This window comes from Propionivibrio sp. (assembly GCF_029255185.1).
In the GTDB taxonomy this organism is placed as follows: domain Bacteria; phylum Pseudomonadota; class Gammaproteobacteria; order Burkholderiales; family Rhodocyclaceae; genus Propionivibrio.
The window spans coordinates 1-20,320 of record NZ_JAPUVO010000100.1; the positions used below are offsets into that span (position 1 = coordinate 1).

Annotated in this window: 27 protein-coding genes and 1 tRNA gene; 19 read left to right on the forward strand and 9 right to left on the reverse strand. The window is 61.7% G+C overall.

Annotation, left to right across the window (positions count from 1 at the left end; all coding sequences use genetic code 11):
• The first annotated feature begins 258 nt into the window (after positions 1–258).
• A tRNA-Phe gene (locus Q1J43_RS08030) sits at positions 259–334 on the forward strand.
• Between the two features lie 307 nt (positions 335–641).
• Here the strand turns inward: Q1J43_RS08030 and Q1J43_RS08035 are convergent.
• The 5 genes from Q1J43_RS08035 to Q1J43_RS08055 are packed head-to-tail and all read right to left on the reverse strand — an operon-like array spanning position 642 to position 3,502.
• On the reverse strand, positions 642–1,115 hold the full coding sequence (locus Q1J43_RS08035) for a hypothetical protein (RefSeq protein ID WP_301101938.1): 474 nt from the start codon (positions 1,113–1,115) through the stop codon (positions 642–644).
• Positions 1,116–1,123: 8 nt separating this feature from the next.
• Entirely contained in the window at positions 1,124–1,486 is a 363-nt protein-coding gene (locus Q1J43_RS08040) for a site-specific recombinase resolvase (protein WP_301101940.1), read from the reverse strand.
• Positions 1,486–2,865, reverse strand: a complete 1,380-nt coding sequence (locus tag Q1J43_RS08045) for a recombinase family protein (protein ID WP_301101942.1) — start codon at positions 2,863–2,865, stop codon at positions 1,486–1,488. Before Q1J43_RS08045 ends, Q1J43_RS08040 begins: the two co-directional genes overlap by 1 nt.
• Positions 2,862–3,311: a DUF2924 domain-containing protein gene (locus Q1J43_RS08050; protein ID WP_301101943.1), complete on the reverse strand. Its 450-nt coding sequence runs from the start codon at positions 3,309–3,311 to the stop codon at positions 2,862–2,864. The genes Q1J43_RS08045 and Q1J43_RS08050 overlap by 4 nt, the downstream gene beginning before the upstream one ends.
• The gene (locus tag Q1J43_RS08055; RefSeq protein ID WP_301101944.1) at positions 3,311–3,502 is read right to left on the reverse strand and encodes a hypothetical protein; all 192 of its coding nucleotides are present in this window, start codon (positions 3,500–3,502) and stop codon (positions 3,311–3,313) included. Before Q1J43_RS08055 ends, Q1J43_RS08050 begins: the two co-directional genes overlap by 1 nt.
• Positions 3,503–3,696: 194 nt before the next feature.
• On the opposite strand from Q1J43_RS08055, the gene Q1J43_RS08060 reads away from it, so the two are divergent.
• The 18 genes from Q1J43_RS08060 to Q1J43_RS08145 all read left to right on the forward strand — a co-directional run bounded on the left by Q1J43_RS08060 (position 3,697) and on the right by Q1J43_RS08145 (position 18,533).
• Positions 3,697–3,975: a helix-turn-helix transcriptional regulator gene (locus Q1J43_RS08060; protein ID WP_301101945.1), complete on the forward strand. Its 279-nt coding sequence runs from the start codon at positions 3,697–3,699 to the stop codon at positions 3,973–3,975.
• Complete coding sequence (locus Q1J43_RS08065) at positions 3,976–4,809, forward strand: hypothetical protein (protein WP_301101946.1); 834 nt, start codon at positions 3,976–3,978, stop codon at positions 4,807–4,809.
• A 99-nt stretch (positions 4,810–4,908) separates the two neighbouring features.
• A complete protein-coding gene (locus Q1J43_RS08070) occupies positions 4,909–6,345 on the forward strand; it encodes a hypothetical protein (RefSeq protein WP_301101947.1) in 1,437 nt (478 codons plus the stop codon).
• Positions 6,346–6,355: 10 nt separating this feature from the next.
• On the forward strand, positions 6,356–7,288 hold the full coding sequence (locus tag Q1J43_RS08075) for a hypothetical protein (protein ID WP_301101948.1): 933 nt from the start codon (positions 6,356–6,358) through the stop codon (positions 7,286–7,288).
• Between the two features lie 85 nt (positions 7,289–7,373).
• Positions 7,374–7,637 carry a DNA-binding protein gene (locus Q1J43_RS08080; protein WP_301101949.1) on the forward strand — a complete coding sequence of 88 codons (264 nt, stop codon included), beginning with the start codon at positions 7,374–7,376 and terminating at the stop codon, positions 7,635–7,637.
• 11 nt (positions 7,638–7,648) lie between these two features.
• On the forward strand, positions 7,649–8,131 hold the full coding sequence (locus Q1J43_RS08085; RefSeq protein ID WP_301101950.1) for a hypothetical protein: 483 nt from the start codon (positions 7,649–7,651) through the stop codon (positions 8,129–8,131).
• A complete protein-coding gene (locus Q1J43_RS08090) occupies positions 8,128–8,973 on the forward strand; it encodes an ATP-binding protein (RefSeq protein ID WP_301101951.1) in 846 nt (281 codons plus the stop codon). Before Q1J43_RS08085 ends, Q1J43_RS08090 begins: the two co-directional genes overlap by 4 nt.
• Positions 8,974–8,978: 5 nt before the next feature.
• Positions 8,979–9,617, forward strand: a complete 639-nt coding sequence (locus Q1J43_RS08095; protein WP_301101952.1) for a hypothetical protein — start codon at positions 8,979–8,981, stop codon at positions 9,615–9,617.
• An 11-nt stretch (positions 9,618–9,628) separates the two neighbouring features.
• Positions 9,629–10,483, forward strand: a complete 855-nt coding sequence (locus Q1J43_RS08100; RefSeq protein WP_301101953.1) for a P63C domain-containing protein — start codon at positions 9,629–9,631, stop codon at positions 10,481–10,483.
• Positions 10,480–10,956 carry a DUF6511 domain-containing protein gene (locus Q1J43_RS08105; protein WP_012080544.1) on the forward strand — a complete coding sequence of 159 codons (477 nt, stop codon included), beginning with the start codon at positions 10,480–10,482 and terminating at the stop codon, positions 10,954–10,956. Before Q1J43_RS08100 ends, Q1J43_RS08105 begins: the two co-directional genes overlap by 4 nt.
• Positions 10,953–11,690 (forward strand): hypothetical protein, encoded by a 738-nt coding sequence (locus Q1J43_RS08110; protein ID WP_301101954.1) that lies wholly within the window; start codon positions 10,953–10,955, stop codon positions 11,688–11,690. Before Q1J43_RS08105 ends, Q1J43_RS08110 begins: the two co-directional genes overlap by 4 nt.
• Positions 11,687–11,941, forward strand: coding sequence for a hypothetical protein (locus Q1J43_RS08115; protein WP_301101955.1), 255 nt, complete (start codon positions 11,687–11,689; stop codon positions 11,939–11,941). Before Q1J43_RS08110 ends, Q1J43_RS08115 begins: the two co-directional genes overlap by 4 nt.
• Positions 11,938–14,217 carry a phage/plasmid primase, P4 family gene (locus Q1J43_RS08120; protein ID WP_301101956.1) on the forward strand — a complete coding sequence of 760 codons (2,280 nt, stop codon included), beginning with the start codon at positions 11,938–11,940 and terminating at the stop codon, positions 14,215–14,217. Before Q1J43_RS08115 ends, Q1J43_RS08120 begins: the two co-directional genes overlap by 4 nt.
• Before the next feature lie 126 nt (positions 14,218–14,343).
• Positions 14,344–14,808, forward strand: coding sequence for a hypothetical protein (locus tag Q1J43_RS08125; RefSeq protein ID WP_301101957.1), 465 nt, complete (start codon positions 14,344–14,346; stop codon positions 14,806–14,808).
• Between the two features lies 1 nt (position 14,809).
• Complete coding sequence (locus Q1J43_RS08130) at positions 14,810–15,019, forward strand: hypothetical protein (RefSeq protein WP_366141863.1); 210 nt, start codon at positions 14,810–14,812, stop codon at positions 15,017–15,019.
• On the forward strand, positions 15,012–15,425 hold the full coding sequence (locus tag Q1J43_RS08135) for a DUF6362 family protein (RefSeq protein WP_301101959.1): 414 nt from the start codon (positions 15,012–15,014) through the stop codon (positions 15,423–15,425). Before Q1J43_RS08130 ends, Q1J43_RS08135 begins: the two co-directional genes overlap by 8 nt.
• 436 nt (positions 15,426–15,861) lie before the next feature.
• Positions 15,862–17,268: a site-specific DNA-methyltransferase gene (locus Q1J43_RS08140; RefSeq protein WP_301101960.1), complete on the forward strand. Its 1,407-nt coding sequence runs from the start codon at positions 15,862–15,864 to the stop codon at positions 17,266–17,268.
• Positions 17,265–18,533: a site-specific DNA-methyltransferase gene (locus Q1J43_RS08145; protein WP_301101961.1), complete on the forward strand. Its 1,269-nt coding sequence runs from the start codon at positions 17,265–17,267 to the stop codon at positions 18,531–18,533. Before Q1J43_RS08140 ends, Q1J43_RS08145 begins: the two co-directional genes overlap by 4 nt.
• Here the strand turns inward: Q1J43_RS08145 and Q1J43_RS08150 are convergent.
• The 4 genes from Q1J43_RS08150 to Q1J43_RS08165 form a co-directional block, all read right to left on the reverse strand.
• Positions 18,497–18,943, reverse strand: a complete 447-nt coding sequence (locus tag Q1J43_RS08150) for a hypothetical protein (RefSeq protein WP_301101962.1) — start codon at positions 18,941–18,943, stop codon at positions 18,497–18,499. The two genes, Q1J43_RS08145 and Q1J43_RS08150, sit on opposite strands and share 37 nt — an antisense overlap.
• A gap of 5 nt (positions 18,944–18,948) precedes the next feature.
• Complete coding sequence (locus tag Q1J43_RS08155) at positions 18,949–19,281, reverse strand: hypothetical protein (RefSeq protein WP_301101963.1); 333 nt, start codon at positions 19,279–19,281, stop codon at positions 18,949–18,951.
• Positions 19,282–19,400: 119 nt separating this feature from the next.
• Positions 19,401–19,949: a DUF3489 domain-containing protein gene (locus tag Q1J43_RS08160; RefSeq protein ID WP_301101964.1), complete on the reverse strand. Its 549-nt coding sequence runs from the start codon at positions 19,947–19,949 to the stop codon at positions 19,401–19,403.
• 81 nt (positions 19,950–20,030) lie between these two features.
• A complete protein-coding gene (locus Q1J43_RS08165) occupies positions 20,031–20,219 on the reverse strand; it encodes a hypothetical protein (RefSeq protein ID WP_301101965.1) in 189 nt (62 codons plus the stop codon).
• Positions 20,220–20,320: the final 101 nt, after the last annotated feature.

Here is a 20,320-nt window from a genome sequence, read left to right on the forward strand (position 1 = left end):
AAAAACTACGAACGCATGAAGCTTCTCATCGACCGATGGATCGAGCTGGGAACAGAACTATCCAATCTCCGACTCGCCAAAGAAACGATCTGAAGGGGGAGAACTTGTCACTCTCCAGGTGAAAAGGAAAATGGCTGATATTCAGCCTAAGGTAGTGCCATTGAGATTAGGCTTCTTTGACCAACAGATTTAAACGCACCCTGGACAAGGCTTGTTTTTGACGAAGCGGGTAGGAGTCGTTATAATGCGCCCCTTCTTGGCCAGTTAGCTCAGTTGGTAGAGCAGCGGACTGAAAATCCGCGTGTCCGTGGTTCGATTCCGCGACTGGCCACCAGTAATTCAAAAACCAACCCTTATCGGTTGGTTTTTTTTCGTCCGTTCCCGCCAGTACTGGCGCGGATTCCGGGCATGGCCTCGCGAGCGCCACTCACACGAACCCCGCATTTTCACCCCTGCCCAAGCCTCTCTGTTCTCCGTTCTCTCTGGTGGTCACGCGAGCGTGCGCGAGGCCAGTTCCTGTATTGGCGCGGGTTTCGAGGCGGTCGGTTGTGGCTGGAAACTCCTGTGGCAGAAGCGACCGAGCATAACGCAGGCGCAAAAAAACCGCCCGGAGGCGGTTGTTGGCACAGTGCTTGACGTGGTCACACGGGCGGCGCGAGCACCCTCATCTGATCGCCCCAACCACAGGGCAAGGGGCGGCGCATCACCTGCTCCAGCATAATGTCAGGCGCGCCCACCAAGCGTTCGATGACGTCCGGAGCCAACAGAGTCAGGCGTAGGACGCGACGCACCTGCGTTACGTCTATGCCCTCGGCTGTGGCAATGTCGGCCACCGTCGCTGCGCGCTCCTCGTCCAGCAACCGCTGCCAGTGGTGCGCCAGTCCGAGTGACCGCAGCAGTGCGCTGTCCTGCGCTGCTGCCCGAGCCTCACGCTCCCGGGTGGCTTCGGACAGGAATTCCTGTGGCGCATCCAATGGCGTGATGATCTGCTTCTTGAACCCTCGCTGCACCAGCCTCCAGGGCACAAAGGTTTCCAGTCGCACGCCACCGGCGGGCGTTGGGAGTTCATGGGTGACTGGACGACCTGTCTGCTTGCCGTAGTGCTTCTTGGACATCGCGCCTCCTATTTGAATTGCTCAAGCATTTGGCGTTGGTCTGGCCAGAGCGCGGGGATGTCGTTTCGCATCAGCCACAGCAGGGTCAGCCTTCGCGGCTGACATCCCATCATGAACTGTTCAACGATGTCGGGGGCAAGGCGCGCCAACCGCAAGAGCCGACCAACCGTCGTCGGCATCAACCCTTCGAGTCGTGCGATTTCGACCACGTTCTTGAAGGCACCCGAGTCGAGCAGGGAGTGCCAGTACGTTGCCCGAGCGACGGCCTCGATGATCTGTACGTCATGGGCAGACGATCTTCCGTCGACGAGCAACTTTCCCTTTTTTCGTTTGAAATGAAGAGGCACAAAGGTTTCGAACGAGCTGTCCATCAGGCTTCGACCTCCAGCAGTTCCGCACCAATCCCTCTCGGGGCAAATTCACCGATCAACTTGTCCCACCCCAGCTCTCGCCACTTCACCTTGATTCCCTGTACCTCGCCGATGTGAACGAGGTCGATGCGCTCGATCATCAGGTTGGCAACGCGGTGGCGCTCGACCGGGAACAACTGATCCCACACGTCGTTGAGTCGCCCCATCGCCATCACCGTACTGGCTTCGTCAATCTGCGCGCCGTTGCGCTGGATGTGGCGTACCACCGAGGCGATGGACTCGGGGCTGGTCAGCACTGTGCGGATTTGCGCCACCACCGCCGCCTCGATCTCCGGCGCGGGCAGACGCTCGTAGCTCTTGCCCGGCGCACCGAAGCGGCTTTCCGACTTGGACACGTAGTAGTGGTATTTGCGCCCACTCTTGCGCGAGTAGGTCGGGTACATCCGTTCGCCCGATGGGGCGTACAGCAGGCCGCGCAACAAGGCATCCGTGCGCGACCGGATCTTGGTCTCCACCGACCGCGCGTGGCCGTCCTTGGCCAGCACCGCATGCACCTTGTCCCAAAGCGTCTGGTCAATGATCGGCGGGTGCGCTCCGGGGTACCAGTTCCCCTTGTGCGACAGCTCCCCCAAGTAGATGCGGTTGCGCAGCAACTTGTGCAGGTACTTCTTGTCTATGCGGGTGCCGCTACGGGTCTGGCCTTCCTGTGTTGTCCACGACTTGGTGGTGATGCCATCCAAGGTCAGGCTGGCTGCAATCTGTGTCGGTGAGCCAATGGTCAGCATTTCCTTGAAGATCCGCTGCACCACGGCCGCCTCGGCTTCGTTGATGACCAGCAGACGGTTTTCGACGTCATAACCCAAGGACGGTACGCCACCCATCCACATGCCCTTGCGCTTGGCGGCTGCGATCTTGTCGCGGATGCGCTCACCGGTGACTTCGCGCTCGAATTGGGCGAAGGACAGCAGGACGTTCAGCATCAGCCGCCCCATCGGAGTGGTGGTGTTGAACTGCTGGGTGACCGAGACGAAGGACACCTCGTGGCGCTCGAACACCTCCACCATCTTGGAGAAGTCGGCAAGACTGCGTGTCAGGCGGTCGATCTTGTAGACCACCACGATGTCGATCCTGCCACGCTCAATGTCGGCCATCAGGCGCTTGAGCGCCGGACGCTCGGTGTTGCCACCGGAAAACCCGGGGTCATCGTAGTCGTCCGCCACCGAAATCCAGCCCTCGGTGCGCTGACTGGCGATGTAGGCGTGGCCCGCCTCCTTCTGTGCGTCGATGGAGTTGAATTCCTGATCGAGACGTTCGTCCGTGGATACCCGGCAGTAGACGGCGCAACGCTTGCGCGCCTTGGTGGAAGCAATGTCGCTCATCGCGCACCACCTGTGATCAGGCCGAAGAACAGCGGCCCACTCCAATGCTGGCCAGTGATATGTCGGGCCACCGCCGTCAGGCTTTTGAAAGTGTGGCCCTCGTACTCGAAACGGCCCTCGGCGGTGACCGACACCTGATGCTCGCGCTCACCCCATTCGCGCAACAAGATCGTGCCCGGCGCGAAATCGAACTCGCGTCGCTTGGCGCGCAGCTTGATCTTGGAATGCTTCGCGCCAATGGATTCCAGTCGCAGCTTCGTCTCGGGCGCGAGGCCGCCGAAGGCTTCCTCTTGCAGCTTGTAGGCGAGGCGCGACTCGACGTGCGTGCGGTTCGGGTAGTCCGGGCGGCGAGGGAAATATCGATCCCACACCGTCCAGAGTTCAGACATCGGCATGCAAGCCAGTTCGGCAATGCGCGCAGCGACAGATGCTTGTTTCTCGTTCATCACAACTTCTCCTGTTGATAGGGGGTTGTATGAACGCGCTGGTCGGGCAGGAAGCCAAGGCCAACTTCTCTCTGTTTCGGCTCGTTGGCGACAAGTGTGCGAACGATGGCTGCCGCAAGGATGGTAGTGATTTCACCAGCACGGGCGCTGGCGCTCATCTCCGAGGGAGATGCAAGTTCGAGGTTCTTCATGACGGCTCCGGGGAATAGCAACTGTCACAAATGATCAATCCGATCTTCCGAAGAGGATGGCAAAGGAGAGCAATCGGCGGTCATTTCTTGCGGTCGCCGCAATTCGTAAATTGCGCGTTAACAAAACAGTTGACGGCGGCGATTGCTGTCGTTATGATTGCGTCAATTAACCAATCACGCAACTGGGTCACATTATGGGTTTCGGAACCTACATCAGGCAAAAACGAGACGCGAAGGGCATCGCGATGAATGACTTTGCGCGCCAACTCGACATCTCACCGGCCTATTGGTCGCGCATTGAGCGCGAGATGGAAAAGCCGCCCAAGGACGAACTGATCCGCAAAGCTGCAGAAATTCTTGGTGAGAACCCCGATGAGGCGTTCATCGAAGCTAGTCGACTCCCGCCGGACATGCGAGAGGACGTGGGCGATATCGTTCGGATGTATCGCAAACGCGCGACGGGAGAGAAATGAATGCCGGAGTTAACTCTCGCCTACCGGTGCTGTGACCGGAAACTCCCTCGCTACATCAAACATTCTGAAGTCGAAGGCATTGCAGTGCTGGCTCGCCAGCAACTGGTTGATGCCAACACCGACGCCATCTCGCTGTCTGTGTTGCGCGACATCAGTAGCCTGAAAATTAACGGCATCCAGTTCGCCCTGTGGGTAGACACCGAGCACGCCGTCAACGACGAGCAGGGAAATCCGGTATTAGGTGTTTGCGAGTTTGATCCCGAGGCATCACCGGATGCCACCATGCTGTCCGTCTCGCCTGTCAGCGAAACGGCATCCGAAGAGCTGGTGCTCAGTACCTTTGCCCACGAGCTTGGCCACGCCATTTTTGATGCGCCGAGCTGGATTGCCGCCGCTGCTCAAGGCCCCGGCCTGTTTGACGATCCCGCCGAGCTGGCACGCAAGGCATACCGCACCACGACTCGTGACGCCGAGCACTTGGCAAAACAGCCAGAGCCGAGCGCAGCACGTAACAGTGAGCTTGTGCGCAATGTCCATTTTGCCGAGCTGCGCGCCAACGAATTCATGGGGTCACTGCTTGTGCCGCGACAGCATTTGTACCGCGCGGTAGAGACACTGGCACCGAAGCACGGTGTGACGATCCACCGTAGCCCGTCTCTAGATCCGGAGCTGCCCGGCACCACGATGCGGCTGACCGCCGATGGTGACATTGGCTTCTTCGACATGGAGTGTTTGCAGAGGGCCTTGGCAAAACGCTTCGGCGTTCACCGGCGATTCATCCAGGTTCGGATGGAACGTTACGGCCTTCTGACACCGGGGGCAGGTATCGCTTGATACTTGCTCTCACCTAGCCGCCGACTTCGTGTCGGCATTTTTTGAAACCAGTAATTAACTGTTCGCGCAATCGCGCACTTCATTCAGCAAAGGAATTTCATGATGACGGCAGTCGAACAAAACAACATCGCAAATCAAAAAGAGTCGGCTGCAGATCAGCAGACATCAAAGAAAGTGCGCAACCGGCAATCGGACGATGGCCCCGATGTCCTCCCTTGCATGGAGCATTTCGTCACCCTGGCGCGCAAGGTAAAGCGACCGGCGCTCATCTTGACCTTGGTCGAGCGTGCCGCCGACACCACGCTGCCTGAAATCGCGGCGCTGGTTGAGGTCGCAAAGGGTGTGCTGCCGATTCCGGCGCGTAAGGCCATGTTTCACGTTGTGGCCAAACTCATGCCCGATAAACAGCAGCGCATCGAGCGTGCGGCTGAACTGGTGGTGCTGCTGGACGATGAGTACGGTGCGCAGGCCGTCCAGTCCTTGCTCGAGGAAAAAAATGAGGGCGACGCGGCGGTACTCGTTGCGCCAACCGACAGGTACAGCCGCGCGCTGCACCTGCATCTCCTCCAGGAATTTCCATCGGACGGCGTCAAGGCCGAACACCGCTTCGAGCACGCCGAGCGCCTGCAAGTGATGCATCGGCAGTGGAAGAGTGAAAACTTCTCCAGCCATTACCTCGGGCCAAAAGGCATCGAGCCCAAGGTCGACGTCGACGTGCAGGATGTGCTGCGCACCCGGATCGCAGCCCTCTATCCGAAGGTGGCCGCCGACCAGATTCTCATCGAGCAATTCACGCGCCGCGACCTTGCTCATGCGGATCGCTGTGGCGGGGAGGACGCAGACGACTCGACGCCAGTGCTGTTACATACGCTCACTGCAACCTTCAATGGTTCGACGGCGCATTTCAAACAAGTCGCCGACGGTGAAGTGATTGACCACGAAGAACCAGCAGCCATGTCGGCCATCTTCTCGTGGGAGCCTGGCACGGGTGCGCTTGGCGTGTTCTGCGAGGACAAGGAGTCGCGCCGTGACCTGGCTACCATCTTCCGTGATGTCGTGCTGGCCTGCGAGGGGGCGATCAACGACATGCCAATGCGTGAATTCGATCTGCTGGGTTTTTCGACGCACGCCATGCTCAAGCGCCTTGAACAGCATCTCGTCGACGGCGTGGAGAAAATCTCGATCCTGCAAGTGAAGATCGCGCGCCCCTTCGAGCAGAGCACCATCGACGAAGCCAACGGGCGCGACATTGTCCAGCACCTGTCGAGCACGCTGATGATTGGTCGGGATCGGCGCGATGCCCGTCACATCTACCAAGTCGCCTATGACGACTACGGATTGGATGATCTGACCGGTTATGCCTTGTCACAGGTGAAGCTGGTTTTCCGGATGGCAAAGCAACCGCACCGCAAAGCCCATAACGTGGCCGTCCAGATTACGTCGCCCAATGGCCTGAACGACAAGAGCAAGACCGAGGATGACCGCAAGCGCGTGATCGAGCAATTGGCGCGGCTCGGCGTCTTGTGTGAATTCTGAGGAGCACGCCATGTCTGCGTATTTGGAATATTTCAACACCATTGAGCGCGTGCGCAGCGTTGAGCCGCGCGCAATTTCCTCCACCGTCGGCCACCACCGCGCCGAATTTGTTCGCCGCCGGTGGGTGGTTGAGGATGGCTACTTGACTCGTGTGATGGTGCCTTTCCTCGATTCGGAGGAAGAGGTCGAGGCCGATATTGACGAGGACGCTGGCGTGTTCCGGTACCGGAGCCCCCAACAGCGATCTCAAATCGTCACGCGCCCGCTCTCTGACATCGTGCTTTACACGTTGCGCATTGATACGTGGCTCACCGATCTGTGCAGTCTGATCGGCATCGAGCCACGACAGCTATCGCAACAGCGTACCCGGGTACCCGATCACCTCTGGCACCTCGGTAATGCGCGAATCGCTGGCACCCACGATTTCGCGCCGGTGTTCGTCGGACGTTTATGGGAGCGCGCACCGGCCGCAGAAACGACGCCAGTGCTGTGCGATCCGGTCTGGCCTCGCGGTGGTGTGCTCCTTCGGCATCGACCGAGCAGCGACAGTCTGCCTCGTGATCATGTTTTGCGCAGCCTGAACGATTTCGTTCGCGTGGAAGGCGGGGAGGACGTTTTCGACGCGAGCGCGTTCGACCGGGTTTTGCGTGGATTCTTGACGATCAATGGCATCCCCGAGCCAGCCCAATTCCTTCAGGGCGACCGCTTGAAATTGCCGCATTTCGTCACGTCACGCGAGCTCGCTCCCGAGCGCGCAAAGATCATCAAGGTGATGTGGGGCGAAGTAGGAAAGGCACCACCGGAAATGTCGTGGGCAGAGGTCAACGGGCTGGCCAACACCGGCTATCAGTCATTCGACGACGCTTTCGGCGGCCCCGAGGATCGAGGAGATGTGATTGAAAAAGCGCGACGTGCGCGTTACCGAGTGCGCCGCAACCCATAAATCCGACCATAAACGGAACCAGACACCGCCCATAAATCCATGCGGAAACTTCGATGTGCCCATTTCATAAAGGAGGCACATCGAAATGCAAAACCAAGTCCCATCAGTTGAATCCGGTCGGCCACACCGCCGGAACATTCGAGACGGTGCCACGCGCATCGCCATCGATGAAAACGAGCTCGCTACCCGCTGGGGGCTCTCCGTCAAAACTCTGCGCCGGTGGCGGCAAGAGTCCTTGGGCCCAGTCTTCTGCAAGCTGGGTGCCCGTGTCACCTACCTGATCTCCGAAGTTGAAGCCTTCGAGCGGCGCGTTTCGCGCTACTCGACCTTCGCTCGGGCATACCAGTAAGGGGGGCGGCCATGAGCGATCTGACCGTATTCCCCGCTGACCTCGCCGCAATGTCGGTGAGCCAACTGGCCAACCTGCCGCCCGCCCAGCTGGCCGAGGCTGACGCCAACCTCGATCACCTGATCGATTGGGCCAAAAAAACGCGCACCAAGCTCGATGCCGCGTTGGATCAACGCTTCGGCGAACAGGGCCGCACCGCACTGCGCGACTCCGGCCGCGACTTCGGCACTGCCCACATCAGCGATGGCCCGCTGCACATCAAGTTCGAGTTGCCCAAGAAGGTCAGCTGGAACCAGAAGCAGTTGGCCGAAATTGCCGAACGCATCGTGTCCTCCGGCGAGAAGGTCGAAGGCTACATCGACGTCAAGCTGGCCATATCGGAGTCGCGCTACACCAATTGGCCTCCGGCGCTGCAGCAGCAGTTCGCTGCCGCGCGCACTGTAGAACCCGGCAAGCCCTCGTTCACGCTGACCATCGAGGGGGACGCACCATGAAAAAGCTCCCCATCGTGTCCGCCGTCGAGCGCATGGCTGAACGCAAGGGCGTCAAGCTCTTGCTGCTGGGCAAATCCGGCATCGGCAAAACCACCCGCCTCAAAGACCTCGATCCCGCCACGACGCTGTTCCTCGACATTGAGGCGGGCGATCTGTCCGTGGCGGATTGGCCGGGCGACACCATCCGTCCGGCATCCTGGCCGGAGAGCCGCGACTTTTTCGTGTTCCTCGCCGGCCCGGACAAGTCCTTGCCTGCCGAGAGCGCGTTTTCGCAGGCGCACTACGACCACGTCATCGAGAAGTTTGGCGACACCACGCAACTGGATCGTTACCAGACCTTTTTCCTGGACTCGATCACGCAGTTGTCGCGCCAGTGCTTCGCTTGGTGCAAGGCCCAGCCTAGTGCGGTCAGCGACCGTTCCGGCAAGCCTGATCTGCGCACGGCCTACGGACTGCTCGGGCAGGAAATGATCGGTGCCTTGACCCACTTGCAGCACGCCCGGGGCAAGAACGTGATCTTCGTGGCGATCCTCGACGAACGCTTGGATGACTTCAATCGCAAGGTGTTCGTGCCGCAGATCGAAGGCAGCAAGACCAGCCTTGAGCTGCCCGGGATCGTCGACGAGGTCGTGACGCTGGCCGAGCTCAAGGCCGATGACGGCAGTTCGTATCGCGCCTTCGTCACCCACACCGTCAATCCCTACGGCTTCCCCGCCAAAGACCGCAGCGGTCGCCTCGACGTGCTGGAGCCGCCGCATCTGGGCGCGCTGATCGCCAAGTGCGCCAGCAGCGCTTCCACGTCCGGCACCGCCGCCCAAACCCATACCGAATCCAAGGAGTAATCGCAATGACCGCCAATACATGGAATGACTTCAATGACGCCGACTCACAGCAGTCCGGTTTCGATCTGATCCCCAAGGGCACCGTTGTACCGGTGCGCATGACCATCAAACCCGGTGGTTACGACGATCCCGAACAAGGCTGGGGTGGCGGCTACGCCACCGAATCCTTCGACACCGGCTCGATCTACCTCTCTGCCGAGTTTGTGGTCACCGACGGTGAGCATGCCAAACGCAAGATGTGGAGCAACATCGGCCTGCTGTCCAAGAAGGGGCCGACCTGGGGTCAGATGGGACGCAGTTTCATCCGCGCTGCGCTCAACAGTGCCCGCAATATCCATCCGCAGGACAACACACCGCAGGCCACCGCCGCACGCCGCATCCAGGGCTTTCATGAACTGGACGGCATCGAATTCATCGTTCGCGTTGATATCGAAAAGGACGCCAAGGGTGCGGATCGCAATGTGGTCAAGGTGGCGGTCGAGCCTGACCACGCCGACTACGCCAAGTTAAAGGGTGTCGCGGCCAAGGCCAACTCCGGCGGTGGCAACTCTGGCGCTCCCGCACAGGCAGCACCTGTTTATCAGGCTCCCGCTGCTGCTCCACAACGCGCACCCGTGACGGGCAAACCGTCATGGGCGCAGTGAGGGGGATGGCCATGAACGCACCCATTCTCACTGCCAGCCACTACGGCGTCGTCCATTTCGGCGATCTGGAATGCGAGGCAGTTGTCCTCAAGGGTGGCGAGCGCGGCTACGTGCGCCGCCAGCTTGCCAAATTGCTCGGCTTCCACGAAGGCCACAAGGGTGGCCGATTCGCCCGGTTCCTCACGGATTTCGCGCCTAACTCCTTGTCGGAATTGGAGAAAACACGTGAGCCGATTTTGCTGCCGTCCGGTCGGCAGACGCAGTTCTTCCCGGCCGGAATCATCGCTGACCTCGCGTCTGCCGTGGTCAATGCGGCGCTGACCGGAACGCTGCACAAGGCTCGCAAGGGCATCGTCCCCAACTGCATGAAGATCATGCACGCGCTGGCCACCACCGGCGAGGTCGCGCTGATCGACGAGGCAACGGGCTACCAGTTCCACCGTGCGCCCGACGCACTGCAGGACTTGATCGCCAAGCTGCTGCGCCAATCCAGTGGTTCGTGGGAACGGCGCTTTCACGCCGACTACTACCGCGCCATCTACCGTCTGTTTGGCTGGAAGTACCAGGGCCACGCCCAGAACCCGCCCCACGTCCTTGGCCAGATCACCCAGCGCTGGGTCTACGGGCCGGTGTTGCCGGAGGAGTTGCTCGATGAGATTCGCAGTCGCAAGCGCATCTCGGACAAGCACCACCAGTGGCTGACCGACAAAGGGCTGACGCGGCTGGAGCAGCAGATTCATTCGGTGACGGCGATTGCGCGCTGCTCGACCAACTACCGCGATTTCAGCAGGCGCTGCGAGGCAGCCTTCGCGGGCGGCGCGCTGCAGCTCGGTCTGTTGATCGACGAGTTTGAGGAGGTGGCGTGAAATGCTGGGTCTGCAAACGTCAGGCACGGGGATTCGGTCACACCGACAACCGACACGGTGTCGGCAATCCCCGCCGCTACCCCATCGACTGGGTGTTCTGCTCGCAGCGCTGCCAGAACGTCTTTCACGCGATGTACGGCAACTGGCTCAAAGCCAAGGACGAGCCGGGCAAACGCAGGGAGGTCGTGATGATCGATCCCTCTGACATCGAGATCGCCTCGATGAAAAAGTGCCTGAAGGCATTCGGTGAAGCGGCTGGCGAAATTGGCTTCACGAAGCCCCTCGGGGATTACTCGGAAGCCGAAGCGCTGCGGGTTATCGACGCCATCGTCACCCGCTACACCGAGGCAATGGTCGAGCATCACGAGGCGACCAAGTTTCCGCCGGTGCGTGGCATGCCACCAACGCCCGATCCCTTGGCGAACCCGTTTGCCGATCTTGAGGACGATCTGCCGTGGGAGACCACGCCATGATGGACTTCAATTCCACGGCAAGCGTGTCCGGGCAAATCAGCGTGCTGGTCGACGCCGGTCTGCAGCGAGCGCGTGCCCGGCAGTCGGTGCGCCACTACCTTGGCGCATCCCGCTTGGGCGTGGCCTGCGAACGCGCGCTGCAGTACGAGTTTGCGCAAGCACCGGTCGACTACGGGCGCGACGTGCAGGGTCGGATATTGCGCATCTTTGAGCGTGGCCAGGTCAACGAAGAGTGCATGGTCGGATGGCTGCGGGATGCGGGCTTCGATCTGCGCACCCACAAGGCCGACGGCGAGCAGTTCGGTTTCTCAGTGGCTGACGGACGCCTGCAGGGCCACATCGACGGCGTGTTCGTCGGTGGCCCCGAGGGCTTCGCCTATCCGGCCCTTTGGGAAAACAAGTGCCTCGGCTCGAAGTCCTGGCGCGATCTGGAGAAAAACCGGCTCGCCATTTCCAAGCCTGTCTACGCGGCGCAAGTCGCGCTGTATCAGGCCTATCTCGAACTACACGAGCACCCGGCGATTTTCACGGCGGTGAACGCCGACACGATGGAGATCTACACCGAGGCCGTGCCCTTTGACGCAGCACTGGCCCAGCGCATGTCGGATCGGGCGGTGAAGGTCATCACGGCGACCGAGGCAGGAGAACTCCTGCCTCGCGCCTTCAATGACCCGACCCATTTCGAATGCCGGATGTGCGCGTGGCAAGACCGCTGCTGGAGGACACCAGCATGACCGATACCAACACTCTGACGAATGCCATCGAACCGATGATCGACGCCAAGCAGGCCGCCGCCGCACTGCGCCTGCCGTACTACTGGTTCGCCGACCACGCCATGCGCAGCAAGTACCGGATTCCGCACTACTTGATGGGCGGTCTGGTGCGCTACCGCTTGTCTGAACTCTCAGCGTGGGCCACGCGCAGCACTGCCGTACAAGGCCGTGATGCTCAGGATGCGGACGCATCTGTCGAGGGGGCCGAATGATCGACTTCAACGACACCACTCAAACTGTGGAGCACGACCGGGAATCTCAGCGCGACGAGATTCGCGCCGAACTGATCGCACGAATGGACTCGGTGCTGACCACGATGTTTCCGGCAGGCAAGAAGCGCCGGGGCAAGTTCCTCATTGGCGACATTCTCGGCAGTCCGGGTGACAGCCTCGAAGTCGTGCTCGAAGGCGAGAAAGCGGGCCTGTGGACAGATCGCGCCACGGGCGACGGCGGCGATATCTTCGCGCTGATCGCGGCTTATCTCGAGGCCAACATCCACACCGACTTTCCTCGTGTGCTCGACGAGGCTGCCGATCTGCTCGGTCGCTCTCGGTCAGTGCCTGTTCGCAAAGCCAAGATGGAAGCCCCGGTCGACGATCTTGGCCCGGCCACTGCCAAGTGGGACTACTTCGATGCCACGGGCAAGTTGATCGCCGTCGTCTACCGCTATGACCCTCCGGGCCGCAAGAAGGAATTCCGGCCGTGGGATGCCAAGCGGCGCAAGATGGCTCCGCCAGATCCCCGCCCGCTGTACAACCAGCCGGGCTTGGCTGCTGCTGGCCACGTCGTGTTGGTCGAGGGCGAAAAATGCGCGCAGGCCTTGATCGCCATCGGCGTGGCGGCCACCACGGCGATGCACGGCGCGAACGCCCCGGTCGACAAGACCGACTGGTCGCCGCTGGCGGGCAAGTCGGTGCTGATCTGGCCTGACCGGGATGCGCCGGGCTGGGATTACGCCGACCGCGCATCGCAGGCGATCCTGAATGCGGGCGCGACCACGGTCGCCATCCTGGTACCGCCCGACGACAAGCCAGATGGTTGGGACGCAGCTGATGCCATCCCCGAGGGCTTCGACGTGGGAGGCTTCCTCGCTGTCGGCGAACGGATGCCAGTGATGCGCTCGGTCGAGGAAACGCCGCCGCCCGATCTTCTGACTGGCGTCGATTGGACGACGGAAGACGGTCTGTCCTCGACCTTCACGCGCCGCTACGGTGAGGACTGGCGCTACTGCGCGCTGTGGGGCAAGTGGCTGGTCTGGACGGGCGTGCGCTGGAATCCGGATCAGGTGCTCTACGTGTCTCACCTCTCACGCGGCATCTGCCGGATGGCGTCGCTCAAAGCGGACAGCCCCCGGCTCAAGGGCAAGCTGGCCAGCTCGGCGACGATCTCCTCGGTCGAGAAAATCGCGCGTTCCGATCCGAAGCACGCCTCCACTGCCGAAGAGTGGGATGCCGACGTCTGGGTGCTCAACACCCCGGGCGGCGTGGTCGATCTGCGCACGGGCCGGATGCGCCCGCACCGACGCGACGACAGGATGACCAAGGTGGCCACCGCCACACCGCAGGGTGACAGCCCGACGTGGCGCGCATTCCTGGCCGACGTCACCGGCGGCGATGCCGAGCTGATGGCCTACCTGCAACTGATGGTCGGCTACTGCCTGACAGGCGTGACCAGCGAGCACGCGCTGTTTTTCCTGTACGGCACTGGCGCGAACGGCAAGTCGGTGTTCGTCAACGTGCTGACCACGATCCTTGGCGACTACGCCGCCAACGCGCCGATGGACACGTTCATGGAGGCGCGCACCGACCGGCATCCGACCGATCTGGCGGGCCTGCGCGGCGCACGTTTCGTGTCATCCATCGAAACCGAGCAGGGTCGGCGCTGGAACGAATCCAAGGTCAAGGCCATCACCGGGGGTGACAAGGTGTCCGCGCGCTTCATGCGCCAGGACTTCTTCGAGTACATGCCGCAGTTCAAGTTGGTGATCGCGGGCAACCACAAGCCCTCGATTCGCAACGTGGACGAAGCGATGAAGCGGCGACTGCACCTGATCCCTTTCACGGTGACGATCCCGCCCGAACGGCGTGACGGCAGGCTGACCGAGAAGCTGCTCAAGGAACGGGACGGCATTCTGGCGTGGGCGGTCGATGGTTGCAGCCTTTGGCAACGCCAGGGTCTGAAGCCGCCCGCCAGCGTGGTGTCGGCAACCGAGGAGTATTTCGAAGCCGAGGACGCGCTCGGGCAATGGATCGAAGAGCGCTGCCTGCTGGCCAAGTCTCACCGCGAAGGCGTCTCCGAACTGTTTGCCGACTGGCGTGAATGGGCCGAACGCGCGGGCGAGTACGTGGGCTCGATCAAGCGTTTCTCCGAACTGATGGCGACCCGCAAGTTCGAGAAATGTCGGCTGACCGGGGGCGCACGCGGCATCGCGGGCATCGCCCTCAGACCCAAGCCGTACAACCATGGCTTCCCCTACCGAGATGACTGAGCAATCCGGGCGAGTGACGGATTTGACGGGTTTCCTGATTGACGCGCTACGCGTGCGCGCACGTAAAGGCTGTTATCCCAAGAACCCGTCGCATCCGTCACTCGCCCCCCGAACTGGAGCACGACGATGAACACAACGATCCTGGCCCTTGATCTGGGCACACACACCGGGTGGGCTTTGCAGCACCTGGACGGCACCATCACCAGTGGCACGGAGCACTTCAAGCCGCAGAGATTCGAGGGTGGCGGAATGCGCTTCCTTCGTTTCAAGCGCTGGCTCAACGAACTGCTCTCGACCAGCAACCATATCAACGCGGTGTTCTTCGAGGAAGTTCGACGGCACGCGGGCATGGACGCGGCGCACGCCTATGGCGGTTTCATGGGGCACCTGACTGCGTGGTGTGAGCATCACAACATTCCATACCAGGGTGTTCCGGTCGGCACGATCAAGAAGCACGCGACCGGCAAGGGCAATGCGGGCAAGGACGAAATGATCGCGTCCGTCCGAGAGCGCGGTCACATCCCAGTCGATGACAACGAAGCCGATGCCCTGGCGCTATTGCACTGGGCGGTCGAGACGCAGGAGGTGTGACGTGAAAGTGCCGACACCCCAATACCGCTGCCCCCTTGGTCGGCTGCAACCCCAGGCCACGGATCTGGCCGCGATCAAAGAGCGTGGCTGGCACGACCAGCGCATCCTGGTCGTCTCCGCTGACGACGAACGCCTCGACTGGATGGAGCGCGAATTGGTGCGCCAGATCGGCGAGCGCCTCTACGGTGCAGGAGGACGACGCCATGGCTGACCGTCGCAACGCTTGGACAATCGAGGACATAGCCGCTCGCTTCGAGGAGGCGGCCAGCACTGCACGCCGTTTGCCACCCGTGCGTGTGCAGGGCTACTTCAACTGCTGGCCTGCGATCAAACGCATGCCCTGGGAAAACCTTGGCGCGGAACCGGCGGTCTACCGCTTTCCTCCCGACCCTGCTGCCATCGAGCGGATGCTGGAGGTCATGCGCTGGGTCCAGTGGCTGGAGGAGGAACACAGGCACTTGGTCTGGATGCGGGCCAAGCGCTACGGGTGGCGAGACATAACGATCCGCTTTGCCTGCGACCGAACGACGGCATGGCGGCATTGGCAGCGGGCATTGCAAACGGTCGCCGACCACCTCAATGCAGCGCACGGCGGTGTCACGCTGCGCGCACAGTGATCACGCTCCACACAGCGAGCCATTGACAATGGATGCTCCAAAAACGTGGGCAATTTAGGGTAATGCCTGCCGTGTTTGTCCTCGCCTTGCCTCGTTTGTCCTTTTCGAGACCCGGTAGCCCTGCAACAAAACGGGCCGGTCGGGGGTAGTATTTCAGCTATCTTCTGGACAGAGGTGACGGCAGAGGGAGCCACCCGGAAATCAACGGGTCCTTCCTGGCCAAAAGCCAATGCGGGGGGCGACAGCGCGGCATTTCGCTAGCGTCAAACTGCAAACCGAGGTTTGCAGGGTTTGCAGGTTTGCACCCCAGTCCGACCGGCCCGCCACTGCGCGGGCCTTTTGGTTTCTACCGCAGCAGCGACCCTCGTGGCCCGTGACGGGGCTTTCCTCCTTTCACCCGTCCGGGCCGCACCTTTTTTGGAAACCCGAACTGAACATGCTCAACGTCGAGTACCGCAAGGTCGAGACGCTGATCCCCTACGCCCGGAATCCGAGGACGCACAACGATGAGCAGGTGGCGAAGATTGCCGCCAGCATCGTCGAGTACGGCTGGACGAATCCGATCCTGGTGGACGGCGAGAACGGCATCATTGCCGGCCACGGTCGGCTGGCAGCTGCGCGCAAGTTGGAGCTGGCCGAAGTGCCGGTCATCGAACTGGCTTACCTGTCGCCCACCCAGAAGCGCGCCTACGTGATTTCAGACAACCGCCTGGCGCTCGATGCCGGATGGGATGACGCGATGCTGGCGCTGGAACTGGCCGAGTTGTCCGAGGTGGGATACGACCTTGCGCTCACCGGCTTCGACGATGCCGAGATCGAGCAGTTGCTCGCCACCGACGTCGCAGTCGACGGCGAAGCGGACGACGCGCAGGAGAGCGACGAACCCGATGTGGCCGACGACGTACCAGCCACTCCGGCGACGCCTGTCTCTCAGCCCGGTGATGTCTGGGCATTGGGTGCGCACCGGGTGGTCTGCGGCGACGCCACCGATCCGGCTGTGATCGTGGCACTGATGGCCGGCGAGCAAGCGGCGCTCTGCTTCACGTCGCCGCCCTATGGTAACCAGCGCGACTACACGAACACCATCATCGATTGGGATGCCATGATGCGCGGCGTTTTCGCCCAGCTGCCGATGGCCCCGACCGGCCAGGTGCTGGTCAATCTCGGGCTGATCCACCGCGAGCAGGAAGTCATTCCGTACTGGCATGCCTGGCTCGACTGGATGCGTACTCAAGGCTGGCGGCGTTTCGCCTGGTACGTCTGGGATCAGGGGCCGGGGCTACCCGGCGACTGGAACGGTCGGCTCGCACCGGCCTTCGAATTCGTCTTCCACTTCAACCGGAAGGACAGCGAGGCGCGTCGCCCCAACAAGATCGTGCCTTGCATCTATGCCGGGCGCGACACCCATCTGCGCGGCGATGGCACCAGCGCCGGTGGCATGCGCAACAAGGATGGCAGCAAGACGGCGTGGAACCACGTCGGCACCGTCACCCAGGATTTCCGCATTCCCGACTCGGTGATTCGCATCATGCGGCACAAGGGCAAGATCGGTCAGGACATCGATCACCCGGCCGTGTTTCCGGTGGCGCTGCCCGAGTTCGTGCTGGAGTCCTACACCGACGAGGGCGAGATCGTGTTCGAGCCGTTCTGCGGTTCTGGCACCACCATCCTTGCCGCCCAGCGTACCGGGCGAGTGACCCGGGCAACGGAGATCGCTCCCGAGTATGTCGATGTGGCGGTCAAGCGCTTCCAGCAGAACTTCCCCGATGTGCCGGTGACACTAATGGCCACCGGGCAGGCTTTCGATGAGGTTGCCGCCGAACGATTGGGAGCGTCGGCATGAGCATCTCCTGGCTCGCCGACAAGATCGAGCAGTGGCCGACAGCCAAGCTTGTGCCCTACGCCAGAAATGCGCGCACCCATTCCGATACGCAGGTGGCTCAGATCGCTGCGTCGATTGCGGAGTTCGGTTTCACCAATCCAATTCTTGCGGGCAGCGATGGCGTGATCGTTGCCGGGCATGGCCGACTCGCCGCCGCCCAGAAGCTCGGCATCGAAACGGTACCGGTCGTGGTGCTTGACCACCTGACCCCAACCCAACGCCGGGCGCTGGTGATCGCTGACAACCGGATTGCCGAGAACGCGGGCTGGGACGAAGCGATGCTGCAGGTGGAATTGGTCGCCTTGCAGGATGACGACTTCGATCTGACCCTGACCGGTTTCGACGCCGATGCCTTGTCTGATCTGCTTGCTGGCGGCGAGACGACTACCGAGGGTCAGACCGACGAGGACGCTGCCCCGGAGGTATCGGAGATCCCGGTTTCCCGACCGGGCGACGTCTGGATCTGCGGCGAGCATCGTGTGCTTTGCGGCGATGCCACCGATGCCGATGCTTACGCCACGGTGCTGGGCGACGAGTTGGCCGGCATGGTTTTTACCGACCCGCCCTACAACGTGAACTACGCCAACAGCGCCAAGGACAAGATGCGCGGCAAGAACCGCGCGATCCTGAACGACAACCTCGGCGATGGCTTCTACGATTTTCTGCTGGCCGCGCTGACGCCAGCCTTGGCGCACTGCCGGGGTGGCATCTACGTCGCGATGTCCTCCAGCGAACTCGACACCCTGCAATCCGCCTTCCGGGCTGCCGGTGGCCACTGGTCGACGTTCGTCATCTGGGCCAAGAATACCTTCACCTTGGGGCGTGCCGACTACCAGCGCCAGTACGAGCCCATCCTCTACGGATGGCCGGAGGGTGGCGAGCGCCACTGGTGCGGTGACCGCGACCAGGGCGACGTCTGGCAGATCAAGAAGCCGCACAAGAACGATCTGCACCCAACCATGAAGCCGGTGGAACTGGTGGAACGGGCGATTCGCAATTCCAGTCGCCCGAGCGACGTGGTGCTCGACCCGTTTGGCGGATCCGGCAGCACGCTGATCGCCGCTGAGAAGTCGGGACGGCGGGCGCGGCTCATCGAGCTCGACCCGAAGTACGTGGATGTGATCGTGCGCCGTTGGCAGGACTATGCCGGGGCGCAGGCCACCCGCTTGGCGGATGGCGTCGCCTTCGATCAGGCGGCGACTTCTTCTTCGATGATCTCGCAGTGAATCACAAAGCCCGTCAGGTAAGGCAGGCCGCGCGGGATGCCGTACTCTTTGCTGGTCTGGCGGCCAATCGTCCAGTCCATCCAGCGGGTGACCGCCGCGTCGGCCGCTTGCTTGATGGCGTGGCCCCGGAGCATCTCGTTCAGAACATCGTCTGCAAAGTGCCGCCCGTGGCGGCTGTCGAGGAAGGCCCTGACCGATTCGAGGGGCTGGCAAGTGGCGTCCGAGATCGCGGTCATCGCGGTGGGCCAGGCGGCTTGGGCATCGTTGTTCATCGTGCCCCAAAAACCCCAGGCTTCGTTTTGGGTAGCGGGGATTTGCTTGGTGGTGGTCATCGTTTTCTCCTTCGGGTTGATCGTTGCGACACCCGTATGAACGCGCTGTTCGATTGAGAAGCCAAGCGCCTTCTGCATCTTTTTCAACCCTCGATGGCAATGCCGACGTAACGCCCGTATGCGCTGCCCGAGGGGTCGACGTACAGGGTCTTGCGATTCTCGGCTTTGACTTCGACGACGTGCCGTGTGGTCTGGTCTGGGTACCCGCCTTTGCCGGCCAGCCAGTCGCGGTCTTGCAGCAGCGTGCTGGAAAAGACATCGTACTCGGCGGAGGTCAATTCGCGGGTTTCGCTGATGATCACCGGCTCTGGACGTTCGTCGTAAGGTGTGGCCGCCAGCACCTCCTGCAGGTCGACGGGCTTGCGGGTGAAGCGGACACGGAGAAGGTTGGCGTGGTTGCTGATTTCGGTGGTCATGGCGGTTGCTCCTGGTCGCGTTGATGACGCTCGTATGAACGCGCTGTTCAATCGGGAAGCCAAGCTATTTAGGAGATCGCTTCGGGGTGGCGTGGATATGCCGCCACCCCATCACGAAATCAACTGACTCGGTAGATGCGCTCGCTGCCCTCGGGCTTTTCCGAGGTGATGGTGAGCCCGAGTTTCTTTTTGAATGCCCCGGCAAAGGTGCCGCGCACCGTGTGCGCCTGCCAGCCGGTGGTCGCGCAGATCTGGTTGATGGTGGCCCCCTCCGGGCGCTGCAGCATCTGGATCACGGCGGCCTGCTTGCTGTTCTCGCGGGTGCGGGGCTTGTTCTCGACACCGACCTTGAGCAGTTGCTTGGCCGCGTCCTGTTTTTCTTGCGACCAGTTGGCCTCTGCGGCCGACACGGCGGCCTCGACCTCGGGGTCGGGGTGGATGGTGGCCGGCGTCGGCCGGGCGCGCCCCAGGGCGTCGTAGCCCTCGGCGGCGACGAACCAGTCGGTGCTGTCGCGGGTGATCAGGGCCTTGTTGAACAGGCCCTCCAGCACCTTGGTGCGGGCACCGCCCTTGATGTTGTCGGGAAACCACTCGATCTTGCCGCCGGTGTGCTCGATGGCGTAGGCGAGGATCGCGTGTTGGGCAGGGGTCAGTTGGATGGTGGTCATTTGATGCTCCTTCGTGATGGTTGATGGTCTGGTCATGAACGCGCTGTTCGCGAGTGAAGCCAAGCGCCTTCTGCTTCTTTCTCAGTCCTGCGTCGTGGCCTGCCGCCCTGCCTCGTAAGCGGCCAGCAGAGCGCTCTTGACGGCCCAGACGCTGACCTCGTGGAAGTCCAGCCGGTCACTGTGGCGGGTTTCCAGGGTTTCGATGAAGAGGTGATCCAGCGCGATCTGCTGCAGTTGCTGGTCGAGGTCTTTGGCGGCTTGCTTCGTCATGTTTTTCACCTTGTGGCGTCGTTGATGGTGATGTCATGAACGCGCTGTTCCAGAGAGAAGCCAAGCTGAATCTGAACGGGGCTGCACCAATGCTTGATGGA

Coding starts and splice junctions, on each gene's coding strand:
- Q1J43_RS08035 (WP_301101938.1), bottom strand. CDS start 1,115: ATGTCCAAGAAGCACTACGGCAAGCAGACAGGTCGTCCAGTCACCCAT.
- Q1J43_RS08040 (WP_301101940.1), bottom strand. CDS start 1,486: ATGGACAGCTCGTTCGAAACCTTTGTGCCTCTTCATTTCAAACGAAAA.
- Q1J43_RS08045 (WP_301101942.1), bottom strand. CDS start 2,865: ATGAGCGACATTGCTTCCACCAAGGCGCGCAAGCGTTGCGCCGTCTAC.
- Q1J43_RS08050 (WP_301101943.1), bottom strand. CDS start 3,311: ATGAACGAGAAACAAGCATCTGTCGCTGCGCGCATTGCCGAACTGGCT.
- Q1J43_RS08055 (WP_301101944.1), bottom strand. CDS start 3,502: ATGAAGAACCTCGAACTTGCATCTCCCTCGGAGATGAGCGCCAGCGCC.
- Q1J43_RS08060 (WP_301101945.1), top strand. CDS start 3,697: ATGGGTTTCGGAACCTACATCAGGCAAAAACGAGACGCGAAGGGCATC.
- Q1J43_RS08065 (WP_301101946.1), top strand. CDS start 3,976: ATGCCGGAGTTAACTCTCGCCTACCGGTGCTGTGACCGGAAACTCCCT.
- Q1J43_RS08070 (WP_301101947.1), top strand. CDS start 4,909: ATGATGACGGCAGTCGAACAAAACAACATCGCAAATCAAAAAGAGTCG.
- Q1J43_RS08075 (WP_301101948.1), top strand. CDS start 6,356: ATGTCTGCGTATTTGGAATATTTCAACACCATTGAGCGCGTGCGCAGC.
- Q1J43_RS08080 (WP_301101949.1), top strand. CDS start 7,374: ATGCAAAACCAAGTCCCATCAGTTGAATCCGGTCGGCCACACCGCCGG.
- Q1J43_RS08085 (WP_301101950.1), top strand. CDS start 7,649: ATGAGCGATCTGACCGTATTCCCCGCTGACCTCGCCGCAATGTCGGTG.
- Q1J43_RS08090 (WP_301101951.1), top strand. CDS start 8,128: ATGAAAAAGCTCCCCATCGTGTCCGCCGTCGAGCGCATGGCTGAACGC.
- Q1J43_RS08095 (WP_301101952.1), top strand. CDS start 8,979: ATGACCGCCAATACATGGAATGACTTCAATGACGCCGACTCACAGCAG.
- Q1J43_RS08100 (WP_301101953.1), top strand. CDS start 9,629: ATGAACGCACCCATTCTCACTGCCAGCCACTACGGCGTCGTCCATTTC.
- Q1J43_RS08110 (WP_301101954.1), top strand. CDS start 10,953: ATGATGGACTTCAATTCCACGGCAAGCGTGTCCGGGCAAATCAGCGTG.
- Q1J43_RS08115 (WP_301101955.1), top strand. CDS start 11,687: ATGACCGATACCAACACTCTGACGAATGCCATCGAACCGATGATCGAC.
- Q1J43_RS08120 (WP_301101956.1), top strand. CDS start 11,938: ATGATCGACTTCAACGACACCACTCAAACTGTGGAGCACGACCGGGAA.
- Q1J43_RS08125 (WP_301101957.1), top strand. CDS start 14,344: ATGAACACAACGATCCTGGCCCTTGATCTGGGCACACACACCGGGTGG.
- Q1J43_RS08135 (WP_301101959.1), top strand. CDS start 15,012: ATGGCTGACCGTCGCAACGCTTGGACAATCGAGGACATAGCCGCTCGC.
- Q1J43_RS08140 (WP_301101960.1), top strand. CDS start 15,862: ATGCTCAACGTCGAGTACCGCAAGGTCGAGACGCTGATCCCCTACGCC.
- Q1J43_RS08145 (WP_301101961.1), top strand. CDS start 17,265: ATGAGCATCTCCTGGCTCGCCGACAAGATCGAGCAGTGGCCGACAGCC.
- Q1J43_RS08150 (WP_301101962.1), bottom strand. CDS start 18,943: ATGCAGAAGGCGCTTGGCTTCTCAATCGAACAGCGCGTTCATACGGGT.
- Q1J43_RS08155 (WP_301101963.1), bottom strand. CDS start 19,281: ATGACCACCGAAATCAGCAACCACGCCAACCTTCTCCGTGTCCGCTTC.
- Q1J43_RS08160 (WP_301101964.1), bottom strand. CDS start 19,949: ATGACCACCATCCAACTGACCCCTGCCCAACACGCGATCCTCGCCTAC.
- Q1J43_RS08165 (WP_301101965.1), bottom strand. CDS start 20,219: ATGACGAAGCAAGCCGCCAAAGACCTCGACCAGCAACTGCAGCAGATC.